The sequence below is a fragment of the Streptomyces sp. NPDC051822 genome, assembly GCF_044452745.1.
In the GTDB taxonomy this organism is placed as follows: Bacteria; Actinomycetota; Actinomycetes; order Streptomycetales; family Streptomycetaceae; genus Streptomyces.
This window is the reverse complement of sequence record NZ_JBITBZ010000014.1, coordinates 108,889-134,558: the sequence shown is the minus strand read 5'-3', so window position 1 is coordinate 134,558 and position 25,670 is coordinate 108,889. Positions and strand designations below refer to the sequence as shown.

The 25,670-nt window shown below is 72.3% G+C and carries 2 protein-coding genes; both read left to right on the top strand.

The genetic code is table 11. From position 1 onward, the window contains the following. The first annotated feature begins 5 nt into the window (after nt 1-5). On the top strand, nt 6-25,100 hold the full coding sequence (locus ACIA8N_RS32690; RefSeq protein ID WP_365781160.1) for a hypothetical protein: 25,095 nt from the start codon (nt 6-8) through the stop codon (nt 25,098-25,100). A gap of 98 nt (nt 25,101-25,198) precedes the next feature. Then, entirely contained in the window at nt 25,199-25,621 is a 423-nt protein-coding gene (locus ACIA8N_RS32685; RefSeq protein WP_327165022.1) for a hypothetical protein, read from the top strand. Nucleotides 25,622-25,670 lie beyond the last annotated feature (49 nt).

Here is a 25,670-nt window from a genome sequence, read left to right as displayed (position 1 = left end):
ACGCCATGGCCATCAACCCGCCGGAAGGGATCGCCGACTTCCTCGCCTTCGTGTCGGGCATGGAATGGCCCGAGGCCGACGAGGACCTCATGCGGCGGGTGTCGGAGCACTACGGTGCCATCGCGACGGACCTGGAGACCCTGTCCGGGTACGTCACGGAGCTCATCCCGATCGTCAAGAACGACTTCGACGGCGAGGCGGCCGACTCCTTCCTCGTGGCCATGAACGACCTCACGGGCGCGACCGCCGGCGCGAACCAGCTGACGCAGACGGCGGAGCTGTCGCGCCAGCTGTCCGAGGTGGCGCTGAAGGTCGCCAACCAGGTCGAGTACACGAAGATCATGGCGATCCTCCAGCTCGTGCAGCTGCTGGCCGAGATCCTGTTCGCCACGCTCTTCTCGGCCTTCACCTTCGGCGCGGTGTGGGGCCCGGTGTCGGCGATGTTCGCCGCGACCAGGGAGGGCCTCCACCATCTCTTCCGGTGGCTGCTCCAGACCATCATCAGCCAGACGTTCATCGGCATCACCGGCGGCATCTTCCAGGACACGGTGATCCAGCTCTACCAGCTCAACGCGGGCCACACCACGAGCTGGAACACGGAGTCGCTCATCGACTCCATCAAGCAGGGCGCCCTGACCGGTCTGGTCGGCGGCCCGCTGGAGGTCGTCTTCCACTACGGCGGCAAGATGCTCGGCAGGCTCCTGGGCGGCAGGACCCCGGGCTCGATCATCAGCAAGCGGATCGACGACGTGCTGAACAAGGCCGACAACAAGCTCGGAGACGTCCCGAAGAACAAGAAGCCCGACGTCCCGCAGGGCTCGGCCGGCCCCAAGTCGAAGCTGAACGACGTCGCGTCGAAGACCGACAAGGAACTGCCGCCGACTCCGGTCAACAAGGCGAAGAACGACGCGACGCCTCCCCCGGTCCCTCCGAAGACGCCCACCGAAGGCAGCGTGCCCGCGCCCGCCGCCCGCCCGAAGCCGGACACCGCCGCCCCTGCTCCGGTCACGACCAAGCCGGACACCCCGGGCGGCGCCACGGCCAAGGACAAGCCGAACGCGCCGGTCACGGGTGCCAAGGACGCCCCGGCCCCGGGTGCGAAGGACACGCCCGCCCCGGGCACCAAGGACGCTCCCGCACCGGGCAGGACGGAGTCGGGCGCCGGTGCGACGGCGCCGGGGGCGGGCAAGTCCGCCGCCGGGGACGCACCGACGACGGGCGCGCCCGCCAAGTCCTCCGATGCCCCGGGGACGGGTGGGGCCGCGGGCCACGGCGCGAACCCGCTGGACGAACTGCTGGCCACCAAGGAGGCGCGCTCGGCGTTCGCGAAGGACGTCGGCGAACTCCTCGGCGGTGTCAACCGCCAGTTGGAGACCGGTTTCATGCGGTTCGGCGAGGGGACCATCGCGGAGGCCTTCGCCGACAAGATGGGCGACATCTTCGCCAAGCACCTCAAGCACGAGGGCGCGGACGAGGTGGCGGAGGCCGCGGCGAAGCAGGCGGCGAGGGAAGCGGGCAAGGAGTTCGGCGACGTCCTGGCCCACCAGTGGGTCCGCCTCGGCGCGGACCATGCCGACCTCCCCGAGCTCCTGACCAAGGCGATGGGCGACCTGGGCAACCTGGCGCCGCTCAGGAACCTCGCCGACGCGATGCCGGACCTCTTCGCCCGCTCCGAACACAGCAACGCCCTCGCGCGCATCTTCAAGCAGGAGAACCCCCTGCAGGGCAGCCCGATGTACCAGCTGGGCGGGGCCGTCGCGTCCCTCCTCAGCGAGGGCACGCACGAGATGCTGAGCGAGGGCTTCTACAACCTCATCTTCGGAGACGGCACGTTCAAGATCACGGCGGGTCCGTTCGCCTCCGGCGTGGCCATGGGCGCGCTGAGCCACGGCCTGAACCGGATGTTCGAGCCGGTCATGGTCAAGTACCAGAACTGGGTCCTCAGCCACCAGTACGCTGAGAACCCGAACGACAGCAAGTACTTCGGGCTGCTGCACCCCATCAACATCGCCTCGTTCGTGGCCAACATGACGGGCAACCCGGCACCGTGGCCGGTGCCCCGCCCCACATCGGACACGACGGACCCGAGCTTCACGCGCGACATGAAGGACATGGTGAAGTGGGTCTTCTCCAACCCCTTCACCGGCACACCCTTCTTCTCCGACACGCCCGGTGGCCCGGACGTCACGGTCCAGAGCGACGGCGGCAGCGCCTTCACGCCGCTCGACGTGGACCTGGGGCCGTCGTTCGCCGACGACATCGCCAAGGACCCGCTGTTCCAGGTCGAATCCGACGGCGACACGTCCACGGACGGCGGCGGGGACAAGGACTCCGACACGAAGGACGACGGGCCCGGCGCCGCCCGTCCGACCACCTCGTCGGACCTCTCCTCCCTGCTGGGCGACGACACGGAGAACCGGGGCCCGAACCGGACGGAGGAGGACCGGCTCACGTCGCGCACCGTGACCCAGAGCGGGGGCGACCAGTTCGCCGCCCCCGTACCGAAGGCCACCGAGCAGTCGGCGGAGGCGCCCGCCGGCACGGCGTCCGGCGTCAAGCCCCACCCGCTCCAGGCCGAAGCGGACCGGGCCGCCGCCGAAGGACTCGGCTACCTCCTCGTCGACGTCGACGACACCGACACACCCTCCGGCGACGCCCCCGCGCACCGGACGGACCCCGACGACGAAAGCCCCAAGGCCCCCGCCGGCGACAACGACGACCCCAAGATCCCGACGGACTTGGGCGACGACGGCCCGGAAGCCCCGGTCGACGGCGACGGCCACAGCCTCACTCCGTCCGGCGGTCCGGTACGGGACATCCCCTCGGGCATCGCCGTCGGCGCCCTCAGCCCCGCCCAGAACAATGCCCTCCAGGCGATCCCCAAGCAGCCCGGTGTCTTCGTCGTCGGCATGCACACCGACCCCGACACCCCCCACGACCCCGCGACCGTCCTCAAGGCCCTCACCGACGCCCACGACGACGGCCGGCTCGACGGCATCACCCGGATCCAGTTCACCGCCTGCAACCTCGCCTCCCCCGTCCACGAAGCCACCGTCAAGACGGTCATGAGCGGCCTGTGGAAGCACCGCGCCGCGAACAAGGACGTCTCCGAGGGGGACTCCGCCTCCGACGGCAGGACCGCTCCCGACCCGCTCACGGCCCGCGCCGCCGACGCCCCCGTCTGGTACGTCCCCACCACGAGCGGGGACACGACGGCCGTTCACCTGCTCACCGCCCAGCACATCGGACTCACCCCGGACGGGAAGATCGCCGTCGTCGACGAGGGGTCCTGGCACGAGTACGGCGACGGCGGCGCACCGGACCACGCCCCCGCCCGCACGACCCCCGACACCGCCGAACTCCCCGACGAGATGGTCCGCTTCCGCTTCCGTACGCCCGCGGTCGACGCGGAGCACCCCGACGCCGTCAAGTTCGGTGCGTCCTCTCCGCCGCGCGTGGACAACGGCGAAGGCTCCAGCTCCCACGCGGGTTCCGGTTCCGGCGACGCGCCGAACCACGAGCCGACGGCCGGCGACGCGCTCGCCTCCGCCCCGGACGCCCGCATCGAGGACCTGGTCCTGATCCGCTACAGGGAGGAGTCGGAGGCGTACGAAAGGCGCCTCGCCGAGTACCTGCTCAGGCTGCCCCCCGTACAGGACGTCGCACAGCTCCTGGCGCGGACGGTGCTGGAGAAGCTCCGTGACACGCCGTTCTACTCCCGGCTGGGCAACAACAGTGTCGGCACGCCCGGCGCCGTGGGCCTGGATCGACGGGAATGGGAGCGGGTCGGGGAGAGCGGCAACATTCGGGAGCGCATGACGCTGTTCTTCAACTCCCTCTCGTCGAAGGCTCTCACGGACAGGCTGGGCGTCCCTCCCGGCTACCCGCCGTCCATCCAGGCGGAGCGCGGGCAGCGGGTCCCCAATCCCGACCTCTCGCAACTGTCCGACCTGAGAAAGCAGCTCGGAAAGCTGGACCACGCGGGACAGCGGAACTCGCCGGAGTACGCCAAGGCCAACGCGAGGTGGCAGGCGCTGGACTCGGTCCTGCGACCCTTCAGGGCGGAGCAGGTCAAGCCCGAACTGAGCACCACCGAACGGAACATGGCCGTCGACAGCAAGGGGAAGATGCGCTGGATCCCCGGCGGAAGCAGTTTCACGATCTCGATGGACCAGCCGTTCCAGCGCGGTGCCGAGCAGGCAGGCCGGCTGGTCAGGTCGGGCACCTCGGGCTCGGCCTACTACTTCCACCGGTACGCCCAGGTGATGGCGGACCGGTGGGGCATCCAGGTCGACCACAGGGCGCTGCGGCTCGCGATCATCGCCACGTTCGTCGGCCAGGGCCACCACTCCCTGCCCGAGGTACTGGCGGGCTCGGCCGCCTTCACCGAGAACCACGGTGACCAGTACCCCCTGCGGAGGGACATCCAGGCCCTGCGCATCCCGGTCCGCGAGCCCGCTCCGGACTGGGACCACTACCGTTCCCTCGTCCCCCTGCCCGAATCGCAGCTGCGCCGCGACGTCGCGCGCAACGGCCTGTTCCCCCACGAGATCGCCGAGGAGTACCGGCGCCGGCTGATCCTGGCCCGCCGGACCGGGGGCATCGCGGACGACCTCGGCGCCATGGACCTGGACGGCGGGTCGTCGGCCATGGACCTGGACGGCGGAACGTCCGCGTCGGACCCGAACCCGACCAGGGGCTCCAAGCGGTCCCGCCCCGGCGGCGACGACCGGGACCCCAAGCGCGAACGCCAGGGCGGCAGCCCCGGTGTCCCCGAGGACTCCCCGAACTCGCGGCCGGGGCAGCTCCGGCCCGAGCACGTGTCCCCGGCGGACCGGCCGGTCACTGCGGACCGGTGGTCGGCGTGGACGTGGACCCCGGGCCGCGACGACGTCCCGCCGCCCGCCCGGGTCCGTACCGAGCGCTTCGACCCGGCGGCGGACCCTGACGTCACCGGCCCTTTCCCCGGCACGGCGGACCGACGGAACGAGGACGGTACGCTCGCGGGCCGGCGCACTCTGATCAGCGCCGACGTCCAGCGCTTCCACGTTCCCGACGCGGCAGGCACCCCGGGCGGAACGGTCCGCCTGGTCCAGCTCACCCTTCCCGTGGCCGTCGACGACTCGTACACCGCCGCCGACACCGCCGCCCTCCAGGACCGGCTCCAGGGCCTCCTCGACGCTCATGTGAACCTGGGCTTCCAGCTTCCCCGCACCCGGGACCAGCTCCACATCGAGGTACGCCTCACCCCCGAGCCCCTCCCTCGGGGCGGCGAGGGAGGCGACGACCGGATCAGGGTGAGCCGCGACGCCGGACGCGGCGACAGATCCGATCAGCTCCATTTCCGGCTGCACGCCGACGACGCCGATCCGGACGCCGAGAGCCGCGACGACGCCACGCTCCTGCACGAACTGCTCCACTACGCGGGTCTTCCCGACCGCTACCACGACGCCGAGACACTGTTCCGCCACACACCTGAGCAGGCCGACGCGTCCGGCGTCATGGCCACCACAGTCTTGCCCGACGGCACCCTGCCCCACCGATACCTCGAAGCCATCGAGGACGTCACCGGCTCCGGCCCCGTACTCCACGACAACAACGGCCCCGGCACCTGGATCACACACCCCAGCCCGGTACGGGACATCCCCTCGGGCATCGCCGTCGGCGCCCTCAGCCCCGCCCAGAACAATGCCCTCCAGGCGATCCCCAAGCAGCCCGGTGTCTTCGTCGTCGGCATGCACACCGACCCCGACACCCCCCACGACCCCGCGACCGTCCTCAAGGCCCTCACCGACGCCCACGACGACGGCCGGCTCGACGGCATCACCCGGATCCAGTTCACCGCCTGCAACCTCGCCTCCCCCGTCCACGAAGCCACCGTCAAGACGGTCATGAGCGGCCTGTGGAAGCACCGCGCCAACGATGTGCCGCCGCCCGGCCCCGTCAAGGCCCTCGCCGCCGACGCCCCCGTCTGGTACGTCCCCGGCGGGCGTCTCGTCACCGCCGCGGACGTCTCCGTCACCTCCGACGGCAGGCTCTCCGTCCGGCGCGACGACGCCGCCTGGCACGAGTACGCCGACACGGGCGCCCCCGACCACACCCCCGATGTCACCGCCCCCCGCTCCGACGACCTGCCCGACCTGCCCGACCGGCTCGGCCCGGTCGACGGGGGGGTCGTGAAGTTCGGTCCCGGAGGGGCGGCTCCGGGGCCTCTGTCCCGGCACCTCACCCGGGAACACTGGGGACTCCTGCTGACCGATCCTTCCGGGGTCGACCTGCTCGCGGAGGTCGCGGACGGTGCGCGGGACGCCGACGGCGCGTGGAGGACGCTCGACGCGGACGCGTACCGGAGGCTGCTGACCCTGACCCTGGCGCCGGACCACACCCGCCCGTCCGCCGACGACGTGGCGGAAGCCTTCACCGCCTATGCGGAGGAGGCCGAGGCCGCCGCCTCCGTCGGCGACGGCTGGGGCGGCCTGGAGGCCGTCGCCAACCTGGTCAGGGCGCTCCACGTCGACGCGTCGGACCGCTCGCTCGGGCAGGACGTCGAGATCCTGGTCCAGCGTGTCCTCCTCGACCAGGGCTTCCCCCCGGTGCGGTTGTCACCCGAGGCCCGCACCACCGCCTTCTGGCGGGACTCCACGCCCCTCGTCCTCTCGGCCGAGCTGGCCCTCGGCATGTCCGGCCTCGCCCAGGCCGCGACCCGCCCCTCGCCCCTTCCGGGTACGGCCTCGGCCACTCCTTCTCCGGCACCGCTGCCGCCCGAGAACGCTCTGCGGGACCTGCTGCGGGAACCCGACGAGGCCAGGACGGCTCTGCTCCGTGACCTCCTGAACGGGGCACACACCAAGGAAGGCGTCTGGCGCACGCTGGACACCGACGCGTATCTCGCTCTGCGCGCCGGGATCGAGGGTGGAGAACAGAATGCGCTCGCGGAGGACGTGCGGGGCGCGCTCGACGGTGTCTTCGCCAAGCACCGGCAGGACCTGGCCGGGGTGACCGGGCTCGTGGGGCAGCTCAAGGTCGTCGCCGACACGGTTCTGACGCTCCATCAGGTCACGGGTGTCTCGGCGTCCCCGAGCGGCGCGCTCACCGCCGACGCCGAATTCGTGGTCCCGCGCATGCTCCTGGACCTCGGTGTCACCCCGGTGAAGCTGCCGGCGAAGTACCACACGGAGGCCACCTGGAAGAAGCCCAAGATGCCCGCCATGAAGGCCACGAGGCTTCAGACCTTCGCGATCGACGTGGCCAGGGCCGTCGTGTCGTCGCACCGGTGGCCCTCCACGCCCACGCCCACGCCCACGTCCACGTCCACGTCCACCTCCACGGACAGCGGGAGCCCGGCCGGCGGCCCGAGCGCGGCCACGGGGCGGCCCGCCGGGGACGGCGCCCGGCCGGCCGGTGACCACACGTCCACGCCCGTCGGCGGACCCGCCCTCGCGCAAGCCCGCGAGACGGGGGACGGACAACCGGCGCGCGGCCGGGACGACGACGCGGCCGGTCCGGAGGACTGGCGGGCGGCTCTGAACGCCCTCGGCGCGCGTACGCCCGAGGACACCACCGCCCATCTGGTGCTGAACGACGCCCCGGTCCGGCTGGTGGGCCGCTCCGACAGCACTTTGCGCACCGACGGCAAGCCGTACACGACGCTCACCAAGGACCTCCCTCAGGACGCGACCCACTGGCTGACGGTACGGATCCCCGCGGGGCGCGCCGTCGACTCGGGTGACGGGCGGCTGCTGCTCGGCAAGGACGACCTGGCCGCGGTGACCGTCATCGGTCCCGACAGCGAACTGACCACGATCCAGAAGTTCCAGCGGAGCTTGCGCGAGCCCGGCGCCGCACCGGACACACGGCCGCTGCCGCTGTCCGTCCTGACGCCCGTCGGACAGGTGTTGCACGCCCATCCCGGTATGGACGGCGACCATCCGATGGTGCGGGCCGCCCGGCGCGTCATGTACGCCGAGGCGTCCCGGGAGGCCGAACTGCGGCTGGGCACGGCGCTCGCCGCGCGGGAGGACGTCCAGCGGGAGGTGCGGCAGCTGGTCCGGCAGATCTGGAACAGGATCGAGAAGGAGCCCGTCGCCAGGACCCGTACCGGTGAAGAGGTCGACCGCATCGCGCTGCTGGGGTCCCCGGAGGCGTCGGCGAGCGGCTCCGTGGGCAACGATCCCGGCACGCTCAAGGCCGTCGTCACCGACGGGAACGTGCGTGAGCAGATGCACCTGCTCGGTAATGTCGTGCACAGCAACGCGGTGTACGGCAACGTCACCAAGCCCCTCCTGAAGTTCACGAAGCCCAAGCCGCCGATCCTCAGCGGCGACTGGGCGAACCAGCAGCGGGCCGCCGCGCTCATCGAAGACCTCGAGGCCCTGCCGAAGTCCCCGGCGCGTGACGAGCGCATCGCCGAGATCGAACGCGGGCTGCGGACCGGTCTGCGTCCGGACGAGGTGAATCCGCCTCTGAGCGATCGCGAGCGCAGGCACGCGCTGCGGGACGACCAGCTGCTGTGGGAGCCCGGTGAGCGGCGCACCGGGATCAAGATGATCGCCGAGAGTCAGGTGACCGCGGACAGCACCGGCGGGCTGATGAGCGCGGGTACGTCCAACACGACGTACTTCACGCTCGCCCTCGTCCACGCGATGAGCAAGCAGTGGAAGATCCCGGTCGACTACCAGCTGGTGCGCCTCGCGCTGCTGGTCGACATGCTGCCCGTCGGCCACCACACCTTTCACGAGATCATGCGGGCCGCCGACGCGTTCGAGCGGGACGTGCTGGCGAGGGAACCCGGCCACACCCCCGGCACCCTGGAGTACGGCGACGACTGGGGCAGGTTCCGGTCTCTTCCGCCGCTGACCGAGAGCGAGCTGCGCGCCGCCATGCCCGGCGGAAGGTTCCCGGACGAGGTCGCGCTGGGTCTCGAGCCCGGTGAGACGACACCGGTGGTCTCGCCGGACCCGGCCCATGTCCCGATCACCGTCGCCCCCCGCGACGCGCGGGCGCCTCGCGGGGACGAGTGGTCCGTTCTGCTGGACCGTCTTCCCGGCGACAGGAACCGGCTGGAGCCGCTGCTCAGGGAACTCCTGGGCGGGACGCCGGGCGAGACCCGTGACTGGCGGCGTGTCCACGCCGATTCCTATCAGGAGCTGCGGAGCCGTCTCATCGGGGACGTCGAGCCGGACGCCCAGACCGGCGTACGCGACGAAGTCACCTCGATCATGGAGCGGCTGATCCCGCAGCCGGAGGACACCACCGCGGTGGACCCCGAGGAGCCGGCGCACCCCGGCGGGGCCGACCCGCACGCGGAACTCGACGGCATCTTCGATCAGTACTACTCCGCCATGGCGGCGGCCGGCACGGACCGCACCCGTCTGGCGGCCGTCGCGGATGTCATCGGGGAACTCCAGACGTACCAGGCGCGGCATGAGCCGGGCGCGACGGTCCCTCCGCCGCCGGACTCCGTGGTGCCGGCCGACACCCTCGTCCTGGTGCAGCACCTGCTGGTCGCCCAGGGGTACACCCCGGCCCTGCTGGGAGAGGAGAGCGGCACGGCGGGGTTCTGGCAGCGGCCCGCGGACCAGGTGGCGGCCGACCTGATCGCCGGCATGGGCGAGTTCGCCCGGTCACAGCCCGTACGCACCATCCCCGCCGGCATCGCCGTCGGCCCCCTCAGCCCCGGCCAGAGCAGAGCCCTCAGCTCCGTGCCGCGGCAGCCCGGACGTTTCGTCGTGGGCTGGCACACCGACCCCGCGAGCCCGCCCGACACGGACGCCGTTCTCAGGACACTCGTCGACGCCCACGACAGCGGCGGGCTGGACGGCGTCACCGAGATCCGTTTCACCGCGTGCAACCTCGCCGGGTCCGTCGACGAGGCCACGGTCAGGACCGTGATGAGCGGTCTGTGGAAGCACCGCGCCAACGGCGCGACACCTCCCGGCCACCTCAAGGCCGTGGCCTCCGGCGCACCGGTCTGGTTCGTGCCCGGCGCACGTCCGGACACCTCCGCCGGCGCTTCGACCGGCTCCGACGCCCACCCGCGTCCCGGGCGTCTCATCACCGCCGAGGTCGTCGGCGAGGGCGACAGTCTCAGGGTCGCTCCGGTGGCCGTCGGCTGGCACGAGTACAGCGACGGCGGTGCCCCCGACCACACCCCGCGGCGCACCGAGGGATCTCCCGACGTCTTCCTCGGCGACATCGATCTCAACCGCCCGGGCACGGAGCGGTTCGGCACCGGCGAGCGGGTGGCGGTCCCTCTGTCCGCGGTGCTGGACAGAGACGAGTGGGGAGCTCTGCTGCCCGGAGTCGATCTCACGGACGACCTGGGGGAGGTGCTCGCGGAGCAGCTCGACTGGCGCGGCGACCCCGACGAGCGGCCGCGCCTCGACGCCGACGGCTATCTGGCCCTGCGTGTCCGGGTGGGCGATTCCAGGCTGCTCGAACCGGGGAACGAGACGGACGACCTACGGAGGGACATCTCCGAGGCCCTGGACCACTACTACGCCGAGGTATCCCGGGCCTCGACCGATGCGAAGCGACTCGAAACGGTCGCCGAGCTGATCAGGAGCCTCCGGACCCTCGAGCACCCCGACGCGGAGCCCGACGCGGGAACCACGACCGACATACGGATCCTGGCCCAGCGATTCCTGCTGGAACAGGGCTACTCTCCGGCGCTGTTGGCGGAGAGGAACATCACCCCGGACTTCTGGGGGGCCAACGAGCCTCACCAGCTGGCGGCCGAACTGGCTCTGGGCATGGCGTCCTTCGTCCGCACCCGGACCCCGCACGGCCGACGTCCCGACCTGTCCCCCGCCCCTGTGGCACAGATCGTCGAGGTGGATTCCGCGCGGGCCCGTGCGGCCTCCCCGGACGCCGGGGTCCACGAGCGGGGCACGAGGCTGCTCGGCGACCTCCTGTCGTCGGCGTCGAGCGACCGGCCGCCACTCGACGCCGACGCCTATCTGACGCTGCGCGCGGAAGTCGAGGGGCGCGAGCTGCCCCCGGAGTACGCGGGCTCCCTGCGCGACACGATCAGCACCGTGCTGGCGGCGTACGCGAAGACGGTGACCAGGGTCAAACCCCCGCTCACGGATCAGGCACGTCTCAAGGCCGTCGGCGAGGTCATCACGAAGCTGCAGAAGCTCGACGAACCGCACCCCGCGACGGCGGACGGAAAGATCACGACGAACGTCCGGATTCTGGCCCAGCGCCTCCTGCTCGACCAGGGATACCGCCCGACGCGGCTGACCGCCGATCAGCACACGGCGGACTACTGGCTCAGTGCGCGCCCGTCCCGGATCACCGACGACCTCGTCCTGGGCATGGCCGAGGCCACCCGTGCGATCTCCCAGCCGACCCCCTCGGCCGGCCCGGAGACGACGGCCGCCGGTGACGGCGGGGCGAACACGCCGCCACTCGGCACGGACGTACCGGTGCGCACAGACGTACCGGCGAACGAGGACACCCACCTCACGCGCGATGTCGCCGCCGACCTCCACGCGGAGGTGGTTCAGGTGCTCGGCACGGTCACGGACGAGCCGGACGCCCCGCTCGACCGGCGGTCGGAACTGGACGCCCTCGGCACGCGTACGGACACCGAGACCGAGGCCTATCTGCGGCTCCCCGTCACCCCGGACCTCATCCTCCGGCGCTCCGACGCGTTCCTGCGTACCGGCGACCGGCCCCACGCCACGCTGACCACGACCCCGCCGGACACGGGCGAGGGGACGCTCCTGCGCGTGACCGTGCCCGCCGCGACAGCCGTCCGCACGGCCGACGGCCGCCTGCTCGTCGACAAGGACGACCTGGCCCGGAGCACCATCACCGCGGTCTCCGTCCCGAACGACGCCGCCGACGGATGGCGCCCCCTCACCTCGGGCACCGATCTGCCGGGGCGCCCGCTGTCGGCCCTCACCCGGCTCGGTCGGGCATCGCACGCCACCCCGCACGAAGGAGTCGACGACCCCCTGGTGCGGCTGGCCACGCGCATCGCGTACACGGACGCCTCCCTGGCGGCGGAACGACCGCTCGGCCATCTCCTCGCCCAGCTCCCCACGGTCCACGGCGAGGTGAAGAAGCTGGTACGGGCCGTCTGGGACGGCATCGAGGCCACGGTCGCGAAGGACAGGAAGTTCTCCGGTGCCGAGGAGAAGGCGAAGGAGACGGAACGGCTCCGATCCCTGCTCGGCAGCGCCGCGGCGACAGGCAGCGGGTCCGTGGGCGACGACCTCGCCACCCTGCGGGAGGTCGTCGAGCACGGCAACATCCGCGAGCAGATGCATCTGCTCGGGGCGGCCGTGCATGCGGTCCTGCCCCAGCTCGGCTTCGCCAAGACCACGCCGATGGTCCTCAGTCAGGAGCACACGCACCAGCGGACACCCGACGTCAACCGGCTCGCGCCGACCGACCTCCGGCCGGATGACGTGGTGCCCCCGCTCAGCCCCCGCGAGCTCCGCCACGCCGTGGACAAGGACGGCCGGCTGACCTGGACCCCCGGGGAGAACCACCGCTCGATCAAGATGCAGAGCATGGGCCAGGTGGAAGCGCAGAGCACCGGTGGCCTCCTGAACGCCGGTACGTCCAATACGGCGTACTTCACGCTCGCGGCGGTCCACTCCCTGAGCGGGCGATGGGGTGTCCCGGTCGACTACCCGCTGCTGCGCCTGGCCCTGCTGGCCGACATGCTGCCGGTCCGCCACCACTCGTTCCACGAAGTCATGCGGGCGGCGGAGGAGTTCGGGCGGAAGGTGCTGCTGAAGGACACCCGGCTCGGTTTCACCGAGAACCCCCTCGACTACGCCGACAACTGGAGCAGGTACCACGCGCTGGCTCCCCTGGAGGAGAAGCACCTCCGCAAGGTCATGCCGGGCGGAAGGTTCCCCGACGAGGTGGCGCTCGGTCTGGAGCCCGGCGAACGAGCGCCGGGTTCAGCACCCCACGTCCAGGGTCCCGGCCCGCGCAGGCTGCGGCTCTCGGACGTCCTGCCCGAGAACTCCTGGTCCTCGCTCCTGGGCGACGGCACCGCTCCCGACCCCGACGGACGGGTCACCGCCCTGTTCCGTGAGGTCCTGGACCTGCGACCGAACGGCAACCGGGACTGGCGCGTCCTACACGCCGACTCCTACCTCGAACTGCGGCGCCGCGTCGCATACGGAGTCGAGCCGCGCCCCGAGCCGGAGGGAACCCGGCCGTGGCTGGCGGACGACGACCCGGAAGCGCCCCCCGCACGGCCCGACATCGACGCGATCTTCGACGGCTACTACGCCGCGGTGGCACAGGCCGGAGACACCCCCGCCCCGGGCCGACAGCGGCTGACCGCCCTCGCCGAGGCCGTCACGAAGCTCCAGCGGCTCGACGCCGTGGAGCCTCCGGAGACCGCGCTCACCGCGGACGTGCGAATCGTGGCCCACCGCTTCCTGCTCGACCAGGGCCACTCACCCGACCTGCTGCCCGCGGACGCGTACACCCCGGAGTTCTGGCGCGGGTCCGTGGCCCGGATCACCGAGGTGCTGGTCGCGGGCACGGCACGCCCCATCCCCGCCGGAGTGGCTGTGGGCGCCATGACACCGGCCCGGAACAAGTCCCTCGACGACCTGCCGCCCCGCCCGGGGGTCTTCGTCGTCGGCATGCACATCGGCGCGGACGGGCCGCCCCCCGCCGACCTCGTCCTCAAGGCACTGACCGACGCCCACGACAGCGGCAGGCTGGACGGCGTCACCGAGATCCAGTTCACCGGCTGCGACCTGGCCACACCCCTCCACGAAACCACCGTCCGAACGGTCATGAGCGGCCTGTGGGCGCACCGCTCCCAGGGGGGCACGAATCGCGACCCCCTCACCGCGCTGGCGGCCGACGCCCCGGTCTGGTCCGTGCCGGGCTCCCCTCTCTTCACGGCCCGTCACGTCGGGATCACCGCCGACGGCAGGATCACCGTGCTCGGCGACCCCCCGGCGCGCTGGCACCGCTACACCGACACCGGCACGTCCGACCACACCCCGGACAAGACGGTCACCGACCGGGACGGAGCTCCCGCCGACGCGGTCCGTGACGCCGGCACCGACCTGCCCGACCACCCCGGAGCGGTGCGGTTCGGCGACGAGGACGAGGCGTCACTGACCGTGGTGTTCGGGCCCGGTGGGGAACCCTCCACACCGCGGCAGGTGACCGTACGGTTCCCGGAGAAGGGAAAGAGCCTCAGCGAGGACCAGCGAGCGGAGCTCGACGCGTTCGCGCGTGACCTGCGGCCCGAGCTGGAGCGCCGGCGGCGGGACGGCGAGCCGAAGCTCGAGGTCACCGTCACCGCGGGGGGCAACAACCGCTTCCCCGGGCAGGCGAAGCAGGCTGCCGACGCGCGCGTCACTGCCCTCGTCGCCGCGCTGTCCGACAGCCTCGAAAGGATGGCACCGGAGTCGGATCGGACGCTGATCGACCACATCACGTTCGACCGTCGGCCGCAGGGCCTCTCGCTTCTCGACAGCCTCACGCCGACCGGTCCTTCGACGGCGGAGTCCCGGCGCGAGAGCACCGTCTCCGGCGGCGTACGGACGCTGACCCCCTACACCGAGGAGGCCCGGGCGTTGCTCCGGCAGCTGCCCGACGCGGGAATCGACCTCACGCAGCTGTCCCTGGCCATCGGCCATGCCAGGGGTGACGAGTCCCTGCGCGGCCTGGCAGGTGACCCCGACGGCGCTGTGGCGAAGTCGATCGCCGAGATCCACCGGACGATCAGGCCCTACCGGCACCCGGTACAGACGGGCGCCTCGATCTCGCCCGAACTGCTGACGCGGCTCCGCGAGCCGGCGGACGACCGGACGACGTACTCCCTGGACGAGCTGGTGTCCGCCACCCCCGTCTGGTCGACCCGGCAAGGACACGAGGCCGGCGCGGCCGACAACGCGATCGTCGAGGTCCACCCCTCGGTCACCTGGTCCGTGCCCCAGGCGCTCGGCGAGAACCGGGTCGTGTTCACCCCCGGCTCGCACTACGAGGTGACGTCGGTGACGCGTGCGACCGGCGGCCGGTCCCTGGTGAAGCTGCGCGAGGTGGATCCGCGGGCTCCCGAGGGCTCCGAACGGGGCCCGTCCCGACGGACCGCCCCCGGCGGCCCGGTCATCGGTGTCCCCGGCATGAGCTACCCGGGGCCGAGCCGTCCCACCGGTGACGGTCTCACCTGGAAGAACAAGCGCTACGGGTACGCGACGAAGGAGTACGTCCACCGCGGCGAGGCGGAGGTCGAGGTGGTCGACGGAACGCCGTACGTGCGCTTCTACACCGCCGTGGTCGAGGAGGTCCCCCTCACCATCACTCCCGGTGTTCCCGGCCGGGCCACCTCGGCCGACAACCGCAAGGACGTCCAGCAGGACCCGCGGACGGGGCAGGTGCTGCTCTGCACCGGCTCGGGCGACGCCACCATGTGGACGAGCATCGGAACTCCCGCACGCTCCGTCGCCTGGCTCATGAAGTACCAGGCGGAGCACGGCGACGCCAAGAAGCCGCTCATCCGTTCCTACCTCGTTCCCCAGGACGTCTACCACCGCATCTCCGAGGGCGCCCGGCACCTCGACACTCCGGATGTCGCCAGTGAGAAACCGTCGCTCAACGTCGACCACTCGGGCGACCGCAACCAGTTCGGAATCCGCGGAGACGACCTGACGCTGCTCCGCGAGAGCATCCGTCCGAACTCCCTCATCACCTACTTCGCCGCCACGAAGGACCATCTGAGCGAGGACGCCGACGACCCCGGCCACACGTTCCCGAAGCACGGTGAACACCTCCATGTGAACGAGCTCCGGGACCGGATCGGCATGCCGGACTCCGAGGCCCCCGACCTGAACACCGAGTACAACCCGTGGATCTCGGGGGCCTCGCACCAGAACAACGAGACCACTCTCGGCTGGATATCCCGGAAGCTGCGCCAGCACCACGTCACGTGGAAGCAGTACCTCCAGGAGCCCGTCGACCGCGTCCAGGAACCCCTCCTGGAGGACCCGATCCCGTACGCCGCCAGGGAGAAGGAGCTCTGGAAGTTCCTCAAGGATCACCTGCGGTTCCTCGACGACACCGACACCCCGAGCACCGACTGGCCGGACCGGTACAACAGGTCCGTCGACCGCCTCATGCACGGGACGGTGGCCACCTGGGCCACCCACGCGGCGCTCGCTCATGAACTCGCCCGCCAGGACAAGGAGGTCTCCGCCGACTTCCACGTCCCCCGGGAGCCCGCGCGGCAGGACTTCGCCGCCCTGCGCGAGTCACGGGCCGCCGAGATCGCCCTGCAGATCGAGACCGGTGAGCGACTGACCCGACTCAGGGAGGACGGAGCGCCGGTGTTCCGGATGCTCGACCTCCTCGGCGAGACGTTCCCCGGACTCGACGACCGCTACGGCATGATCTGCGCGGCGAGTGAGGAGTACACCTTCTACGAGCACGCGCAGATGGTGGCCGGCCAGTACATCAGACTCGTCGACGCCACCGGCGACGAGGGCACCCGCCTGATTCCGGTGGACGCCGTCGTCAAGGCCATCCTCTTCCACGACATCGAGAAGCTGAACTCGAAGGCGATGTACGGCGCCGGAAAGGACGCGCACGACAACGAGCCGGAGCACCGCGGCGCCGTCGATCTCATGAGGCGCTACCGGAACCTGTGGGGCGACATGACCCGGGATCAGGTCAGCTTCGCCTTCCGGGCCTCACTCCTGCTCGTCGACTCCGACCCGATGGGCTTCTACTTCCGGGGGAAGGAGAGCGCCGACAACACCTTCCAGTGGATCGCCGAGGCCGCCCTCCGGCTCACGGATACGCCCATGGAGACGACGGAGGGCACACGGCGTCGTCTCGTGGACCTCGACAGCGAGCGGCTGAAGACCATCCGCAGGCTCTTCCACGAGTTTCACCAGTACTACCAGGCGGACCTCTCCTCGTACACGAGCTACAGCCGTTACCGCGACCGCCGGGGAGAGAACGCCTGGCATTCCGGAAAGGCCACGTTCGACAAGTACTTCGAGGCCCCCGCGGCCGGACCTCTCAGCACCGGAGACCCCACGTCGGGAACCGGCCCCGAGCTGGCTGAGGCCGAGGTGCCCGTCGCCGGGACGGACAAGGACTTCCCGCGTTATCGCAGATTCGCGCTCGTCGACAGGACCGAGGGACCGGAAAGGTTCGCCTACGAGACGCAGTACCGCAATCTGGCCGCGATGTTCGCCGACGACGACACCGTGAAGGGGCACTTCGAACGGATCGGAGCGGCGCGCCTCCGCGCCGCGGCCGGCAAGCTGGGCGACACGGCCAACGCACGGCCGGAGACACCGCCTGCCTCATCGGTCCATTCCGAGGACGACGACGACTACGGCTTCGGCTTCGGGCTCCCGGGCGAGGGCGAGGACCAGTTCGTCTCCTTCGGGAGCGGCGAAACCCCGGCCCCCGCACCCGCTTCCGCTCCCACCACGCTGCGTGACTCCGCCGACCGGGTCGACGAGCTCGTCCTGGCCATCACCCGCTCCCACCAGGACAACGGCACCCACCACTTCATCGACCCCGACACCGCCCCGGGCGAGGCGGAGCGGCTTCGCGACGCCGTCGGGCGGTTCCCCCGTGACGAGCGGTTCTTCTCGCTGGCCGGTCACATCACCGGGACCGACGGCGCGCCCACCTGGCGCGGGCAGCGGGTCACCGCCCGGGAGCTGGCCACCGTGCTGTCCCGGCTCGCCGACACGGGAGTGTGGGACACCGCCAAGCCCCTGCAGTTCGCCGCCTGCGGTCTGGGCGGGGGCCTGGAGCGGTCGTACGCCGCCGACACGCTGCGCGCGCTCCGGGAGCTGCGGCCCGGTCTGTCGCTCACCGCGTACGCACCCCGGTCCACGCTGTGGTTCGTGCCGTCGGTGACGGGTCCGTTCGGCACCGACACCACCGGCCCCGGCCACACGGCCGTGGCCCAGAAGGTCGTCTGGGGTGCCGACGGCACGCCCCGGCTCGTCCCCGACCACTGGGTCGAACTGTCCCTCCCGGTGGGCGAGGGCGCCGGGGTCGAGGCCACGGTGCTCGGCGCGCACATGCCGCCCGACGGTGAACTTCCCGCCGACGCGCTGCCGTTGACGACATCGGCACCTCAGGGCTACCTCACCGCCGAGCGCGAGGGATCCGGGGACCTCTCCGAAGCCGTCCCCTTCGGGACCGGCGACAACGGCGAGGGCACCTCGTCGCAGCAGCCCGTCACCCCACCCGTACCACCCGCGTCGGACGCCTCCGCTCCCCCGCCCCCGCAGGTGCCGTGGTACGTCGCCCACAAGGCGCTCGGTGACGGGCGGGTCACGTCCGTGCTCGGCTCGGAACGCGTGGCCGAGGACCGGAAGGTCGCCAGGACCGAGCTGGAGCACGCCGGTGTGGACGCCCGGACGGCCGTCAAGGTCGTGGGGCGTCTGGCCACGGTGCTCTCCAGCGGCGACACCCGCACCTGGGACGCGTTCCTGCGCGACGGGCTGGTCTTCCGCGCCAACGGCAGGGTCGTGGTGGTGACCGCCTGGCCGGCCGGCCTCGCGCACCACGCGACGCAGGCGCGGGACGAGTCGGCCCCGTACGCCTCGCGCAACCAGGCCGTCACCAACCGCGCGGTGACCTCCGGCGGCAACGCCTCGGTCGCCGCCGGGGTGGACGCCGTGCTGAAGCTGGCGGGCGTGGGGGACCTGACCGGGGTGGCCCCTTCCGTCAAGGTGCAGGCAGGCACCACGTACGCCACGGCCCGTACCTCCACGACGGACACTCAGGGCGCCGGCCGGACCGTGGTCAAGGAGACGCACGAGTTCGACGGCGACGTGCGCGTCCAGGTGCGCGTCCTCGACAAGGACCCGGGGCGCGAACGCACCGTGGAGCTCGGCACCTCGACGCGGCTCCGGATCGCCTTCCCCCAGGGGGTGGCGCCCTCGGGCGACGGCGCCACCTGGAAGGTCACGGATTCCGGCGCGCTCAAGTCGGTGCTCTCCACGGTCAACGCGGTCGCGCCGGGACAGCTCCTCGCCGATCTCGCCTCGACCCTGCACAGGGCCGGGTTCGCCCCGGACGTCACCGCGGCGTTCGTCTCCGAGGTCACCCGGGAGTTCTTCAACGAGAAGGCGTTCAAGGACGGCAACCAGTGGTGGAGCACCGGGAGTCTGTCCTCCAGGGTGTTCACGGCGGGCGGTTTCACGCGGAAGTCGCTCGCGGGGCACTTCCTGGTGGGCGCCGAACTGACCGGACTCCAGCACATGGGCGAGACCGGCGGCCCCCTGCGGGTGCGGGAGGACTTCTCCGACGCGTTCGGCGTGAAGTCGAGCAGCAAGTTCGGCGACAAGACGGGCCTCACCGCGGGCGCGGCAGCGCCGTCGACCGTCAGCAGGTACGTGCTCGTTCCCAGCGTGGAACTGGCCGTCAACGCGGCGCGTTCGCACAACTTCGACGTGGGCGGTGCGGACAAGAGCAAGGCGAAGCTCAAGCACGCCGAGGAGGCCCAGGCCGAGTACCGCGCGGTGGCGCGGTTCCACGTGGAGTTCGTGTCGTCGTCGAAGCGGCCGCCCCTGTCGTTCGACTCGACGCTGGAGATGGCCGTGGGCGTCCCCGCCTCGCGAGCCGCCGACTTCGAAGCGCGGCTGCTCGGTCCGGACCGGGAGCGGTTCACGCCGGAGCCGCCGCGCCGGGGCGACACCGCGCCCCGGCCCTCCGCACGCGTCCGGACCGTGGGCACGGCCGTGCGCGAGCTGCTGCGGTTGGCCCGCCAGGAGCCCGCGGCGAACAAGGACGTCGGTGCGGCCCGGCCGTTCCCGAGCGGCGGGCTGCCGGATGCGGCGGGACTGCTGAAGATCGCCCGGAGGCATCCGATCGAGATCGCCACCCCGGACGGCACCCTCCCCGCCGGAGCCCCGTGGACGAGCCTGCGCGACCGTCCAGGCGTGTCGGTCGTCCCCGAGCGGCAGGCCTACGCGCTCGTGGACACGGCCCTCGACGGGCCCGCCTTCCGCTACCACGTGGACGCGGCAGGGCAGGTCACCGCGGCCCAGCGCCTCGGCACCTCCACCTTCACCGAGCTGTTCGGCCCGCTGGAGCGAGGAGAGGGCGGCGTCGCGCAGCTCACCGCGCTGAGCGCCGCCCGGCCCTGGCTCGGGTTCTCGGTGCACGACGGCTCGGAGGCCCCGCCGCACCTCGTCGGAGCCTCCCGCCCGGACGACGTACGGCTGGTCGTCCACCGGGACGCCGACGGAACGCTCGATGTCCGGGGCATCCTGCGCCACCCGGTCGAACAGGCCGTGCGCAACCTCGCCGCCGACGGCGGAGCCGCGGCACGGCCGACGCGGGTGTACGCCGACGTCGCCGCCGAGCTGGAGGACTTCGCCGCGCTCCGCGGCCCGGTGGAGGTACGGATCGACACGCGGTACGCACACGCCGACGAACTGGCCCACCGCATCGAAGGGAGCCCCCACCTGCGCATCCGTCAGGGCGACGACCCTCGCCGGCCGGTCGCGTACCTGATGGAGGTGACCGAGAGCGGCGCCCTGCTCGGGCCCTTCCGCCAGCGGGACTTCGGAATCGATCCCGTGGAGCCGCCGGCCCTCGCCTCGCGCACCGGACTCGGACCCGGCGTGGTCGGTGAACTCCCCGGCGCGCAGAAGGTGCTGGAGGCCGCACGGGGCTGGCTCGACACCCATCTGGAGCGGACCGGCCTGAAGCGGAGGCTGAGCGAGGACGAGTACGCGCAGTTCCACCGGGAACTCACGGCTGCCTTCGGCACGCCCGGCATGCGGGCCCGCTTCGCCAAGCTCCTCGGCTCCGGCGTCCCGGTCGTCCTGAAGGCGGGCGGCCAGGAGATCCGCCTGCACCTGCGCACCGAACTGCGCGACCTGCGGGGCACGGTCGGGGAAAGCGGCCTGTCGTTGACCCGTTCGGCGACGCACACCGCCAACCAGGCCGTCGGCGTCGGCGACCAGGTGTCCTTCTCGGTCACCGGCGGCGGGACGCTGCGGATCGGCACCGGGGAGAAGTCCCGGATCGAGGTGCCCGGAGTCAAGATGGGCGGCGGCGCCACGCTGTCGAACGTCAAGGACTCCGTGACCGCCACCGTCAAGGCGTCCCGCGAGCAGGAGACCACCGGGGAGCACACCGCGTTCACCTACGCGGCCGTCCACCATCTGACCGCCACGGTCCACGACGGCAGGGGCGACCTGGTCTCCGGCTCGTCGCTGCGCGTCGAGGGAGACGACGTGGCCGCCGTGGTGCGTGTCGCCGACGAGCACCTGTCGGACACCACGACCACCCATCGTGCCTCCACGGGCACCGTGACGGTGTTCCCGCAGGCCGACGCCCCGGGCTGGATCGACGACTCCGCCGTCCCGGAGTTCACCCTCCCGCGGGGCGGTCTCGGCGGCGTTCATCCCGAGTTCCTCGGCACCCGCCGGCTCACCGCGTCCGCGAGCGAACTCGTCGCCGAGCACGGTGGCGGAACCCCGCCGAAGGCCCGGGACGACGAGTTCGGACGGCACTCCGGAGACACGGTGGGCACCCTGCGCCGGGGCCTGACGCCGGAGATCGAGGACGCGCTCACCCCGAACTTCCTCCAGTCCCGGTTCGAGCGGCTGACCGGCCCCGACGGCGCGGTGTTCCCCCTGCCGCCGGACGCCGACGGCCGCGCGCAGGCGCTCGTGGTCCGGCTGAGGCTCGGAACACCGGTGCACGAAGGGACCGGTACGGGCACCAGCCTGGCGTACGGCGCGGAGACCGGCACCAAGTCCGCCACGGCCGACACCGGTTCGTACAACGTAGGCGTCGGGCTCGGTCTCGGCGGCTACGCCTCACTCGACGGCGCGACGGTCGTCGCGAGCGGGTCGGTGGACGCCACCCGGACGCGCACGGACGTACGGACCGTCTCCACGGCGAGCACCGCGACCTCGACGCTGACGTACAAGGGCACGACCCACCGCTACCGCGCCGACGCCTACTACGAGATCAGCCACCACACCTGGAAGCCCGACGGGCGCCTCTCGACCGGCCCGTCGTCCCATTCCGCGCGGACGCTGCTCGTGAAGGTGGACGGCGGCGTGGAGCTGACGGTGCCCGACCACCGGGCCCGTGCCCTGGACATGACCGTCCCCGGACCGCCGCGGACCGCCGAGACCCCCCAGACCCGCTCGTACGTCAACGCCGATCTGGCCAAGGCCGTCTCGCACGTCGAGAAGCTCGACGCGGACGCCGTACTGCCCGAGGTCAAGAGGCTGCTCAGGACACTGAAGGGGCTCCCGGACGGCCTGGACGACGGTATTCCCACGGACTTCTCGCGCGGTCTGGCCTCGGTGTTCTCCCCGGAGTCGCTGCGCGCCGGCTTCACCGCGCTCAACACGACGTCGGTGCGTCAGCTCGTCAAGCTCCGGCAGCTCGGAGGCGGCACGCGGCTGATCGGCGTCCGGGTCACGGCCACGGTCGGGGACCCGGTCTACGTGGGGCCCCGGGACCAGGTCACGTTGGCCGTGGCCGACACCGCCACACGGTCGACGGCGTCCGCGTCCGGAGCGTCGGACAAGGCGGGCGGGCAGGTCACCGTCACCGTCAAGGGGACGGACGCGACGGGGCTGGCGCGCGGCGGGATCAAGGCCGGCGGCGGGGCGGACACGTCCGTCGGCCGTACGGTGACCGACACCGTCTCGGAGCGTGACCAGCACAGTCTGGAAGTCACGGGTACCGCTCAGGAGTTCCGCCACCCGGTCACGTACACCGTGGACGTCTTCGACTCCTCCGAGCCGCACCAGACGGTACGGATGGCGGGGGCCGCCCTCAACGCCCCGGCGCAGTGGGTCGACCGGGCCACGGACGGCCGTGCCGGGCGGTGGTTCGCCGCGCAGTGGGGCGGCCAGTGGGAGAAGCTGTTCCCCTCGGGGCACGCGCCGACGGCAACCGGCACGCTCCTCGGCGGCGAGGCCCGGCTGCTGGTGCCCGATCACCTGACGCGGCCGGGTCCGGGCCTCCCCGCCGAAGCCGTGCAGGTGTCCGGCCACGTCCGCCCGAACGGCCCCACGGCCGTGCCCCGGCAGGTCGAGGACCTCAACGGGGACCTGGCCCCCGCGCTGCAGGCCCTCTCCCTGCCCGGTCTTGACCGGGTTCTCCGGTGGCTGCCCGCCGCCGCGTCCCTGCCGCACCGGGTCGCGGAGGGTGACACCGGCGCACCCGCTCGCAGGGACCTTGCCCCGGCGACCCTGGAGGGTCTGCGGACCGACGTGCTGACGACCGAACAGAACCTGCGCGCCAACGTCAGGCGGCTGCTCGACGGCGGCTATACGGTGCCGGTCGCGGGCGGCGAGGAGATCACCGTGCGCATGGTCGTCCACCGGACCCGGCACCTCGCCTCCGGGGAGTTCGACTCGAACGTCGAGACGGGGGTGCGGGAGCGGGAGACGGAGCGGGAACGGGAGAGGACCACCCTCGGCTGGTCCGGCTCGCTCACTCCCGACGGCCGGGTGCACAGCACGGACACCGGTACGCCGGAGGGCCCGGGTGTCTCCCACGTCACGACGAACCTGGGCGTGCCCCTGGGCGTCGGAGGCGAGCGCGGGCACAGCTTCAGCACCACCCGCGGCGAGACGGTCGACGAGCGCGACAAGAAGAAGGGGACCCAGCACTACTACGAGGCCGACGTCACCTGGATCCTCACCGGCAGCCGGAGGACCACGGTCGAGGTCGTGGTCGACGGCGGCCTGATCGGACTGCTGCACGACGACGCGGTGGACGGAATGCTGCGGAAGCACGCGGATCTGTTCGGGCAGAAGCCGGGGCCGGTGGCGCAGATGGAAGGAGCGGGCCAGGGCGCCTCCGAGGGCCGGACCGCGGACCGGAGGCGGAGCGTGGAGGAGGACCGGAAGCAGGAGCAGGACGCGGCAAAGGACCAGGCTCCGCCGAAGGAGCAGGCTCGGGGCGACGATCAGGCCGGGCCGATCCCCGAAGTGAAGACCGGGCAGGAGCGGGAGATCCGGCCGAAGGTGGTCGGGCCGCCCGTCATCATCGTCACCCCGCCCATCGACGCCCCGGCACCGCCCGGCACCGCTCCGGCGGCGCCGGCGCCCGGTAGTCTGGCTCCGTCGGCGACGCCCCGGGGACCCGTCCCGACGATCACCGTCACCCCGCCCAGCGGCGCTGACGCCGAGAGCACCCCGGGCGCCGTCCCGGCCCCCTCGGATCCGGCCCGCCTGGCTCCGCCGGCCACACCCCCCGGGCCCGTTCCCGCCGTGACCGTCACCCCGCCCGCCGACCCGGCCGCCCTGCCGGCTCCCCCGGCCTCACCGCCCGCCCCCGCCTACCGGCTCACCGACTACGAGACGGCGGGGACGACGTCGCACACCCGCCGCGTCGGCGAGACGCGCGTGGTGGCGTTCGCGGACGGGGAGGACCCGATCGCGTTCGCTCTGAACGGCCCGTCCAGGGACGCCGCGTCCTTCCCGGCGTTCCGGCCAGTCCGCCCGGTCGAGGCGGTGGAGCGGCCCGCCCTCCGGGTGTCCGCCGACCACCGGCTGGCGGTGCCGGACCACGACGGTGTCCGCGCGTTCTACGCGACCGCGGACGTCGTCGAGGAGGCACGGGCCCGTCTGGCCCCCGCCGCCGCGGTACGGCTGGACGTCGACCCGGAGGCGTACGTCCGCTTCACCCGGGACGGTGTGGAGCACACCCTGCTGCGGGTCACGGTGCGGGGCGCCGGCGCCTCCGGCTCCGCGCCCCTGGTGCTCGCGGGTGACCCCGAGGGACCTCACATCGCGCTCCGGGACGACGCGCGGCCCGCCCGGCGGGACGCCGACATGCGACGCGCCGTGGACGCCAACCTGGTCCACTACGGTCCGGCGCTGGAACGGATCGCCGAAGAGTCGGAGCGGTCCGATCCCGGGCTCTCGGACCCCCGGACGGTGCTGGCGCGTGCTCTGGCCGATCTGCACCGCGTACGGGACGGGGGCGATCCCGCCGCCCTGGCGCGGGCCGAGGCCGAGGCGGCGCGGGCGTTCGCGGCCGCGGCGGGGGACGCGTACGGGTCCCCGGGGGACGACTGGCACGTACGCCTCGGTCAGGGGCACGCCGCCGTCACGCTGCCGACCGTGGACTGGTCGTTCTGAGCCGGCCGCGCCCGGTCTGAACCGTGCCCGGCGTTCCGTACGTTCTCCCGGGAGCGTACGGCCGCCGGGCCGCCCCGATCCAAGGACAGGACCTCGCCATGACCGACCCGGAGTTCCGACTCGCCTCCGTCTTCGACCACGCGGGACCGGAGACGGGCCCGGGGTTCGGCCTCGACCACCCGGTGGTCGAGGACCCGGACCTGCGCGCCTTGCTGGTGGAGCGGCTGAACGCCGGCACGCCCGTCCTGATGACGCCGGTCCTCATGGACGACGTGCTGGACCCCTCCCGGGTGGCGGAGGTGCCGCTGAACTTCCGCACGGACGGGCGGTGGGTATGGACCGACACCGTCACGTACTACCTGGAGCAGTACGCGCTCGCTCCCGAGGCCGAGCTGCTCGCGCACCTCGACAGGCCCGGCTACACCGCCCCGGGCCCCCTCGGCCAGGACGTCGTCGAGCGCGCCGCCGCCTTCGTGCTGACCCCCGCGCCGGAAGGGACGGAAGTCCACCCGCTGAGTTGACCGGTCCGGTGAACCACGGGACACCGCCGGTCCGTTCGTACGTGTCGCG

Coding starts and splice junctions, on each gene's coding strand:
- ACIA8N_RS32690 (WP_365781160.1), top strand. CDS start 6: ATGGCCATCAACCCGCCGGAAGGGATCGCCGACTTCCTCGCCTTCGTG.
- ACIA8N_RS32685 (WP_327165022.1), top strand. CDS start 25,199: ATGACCGACCCGGAGTTCCGACTCGCCTCCGTCTTCGACCACGCGGGA.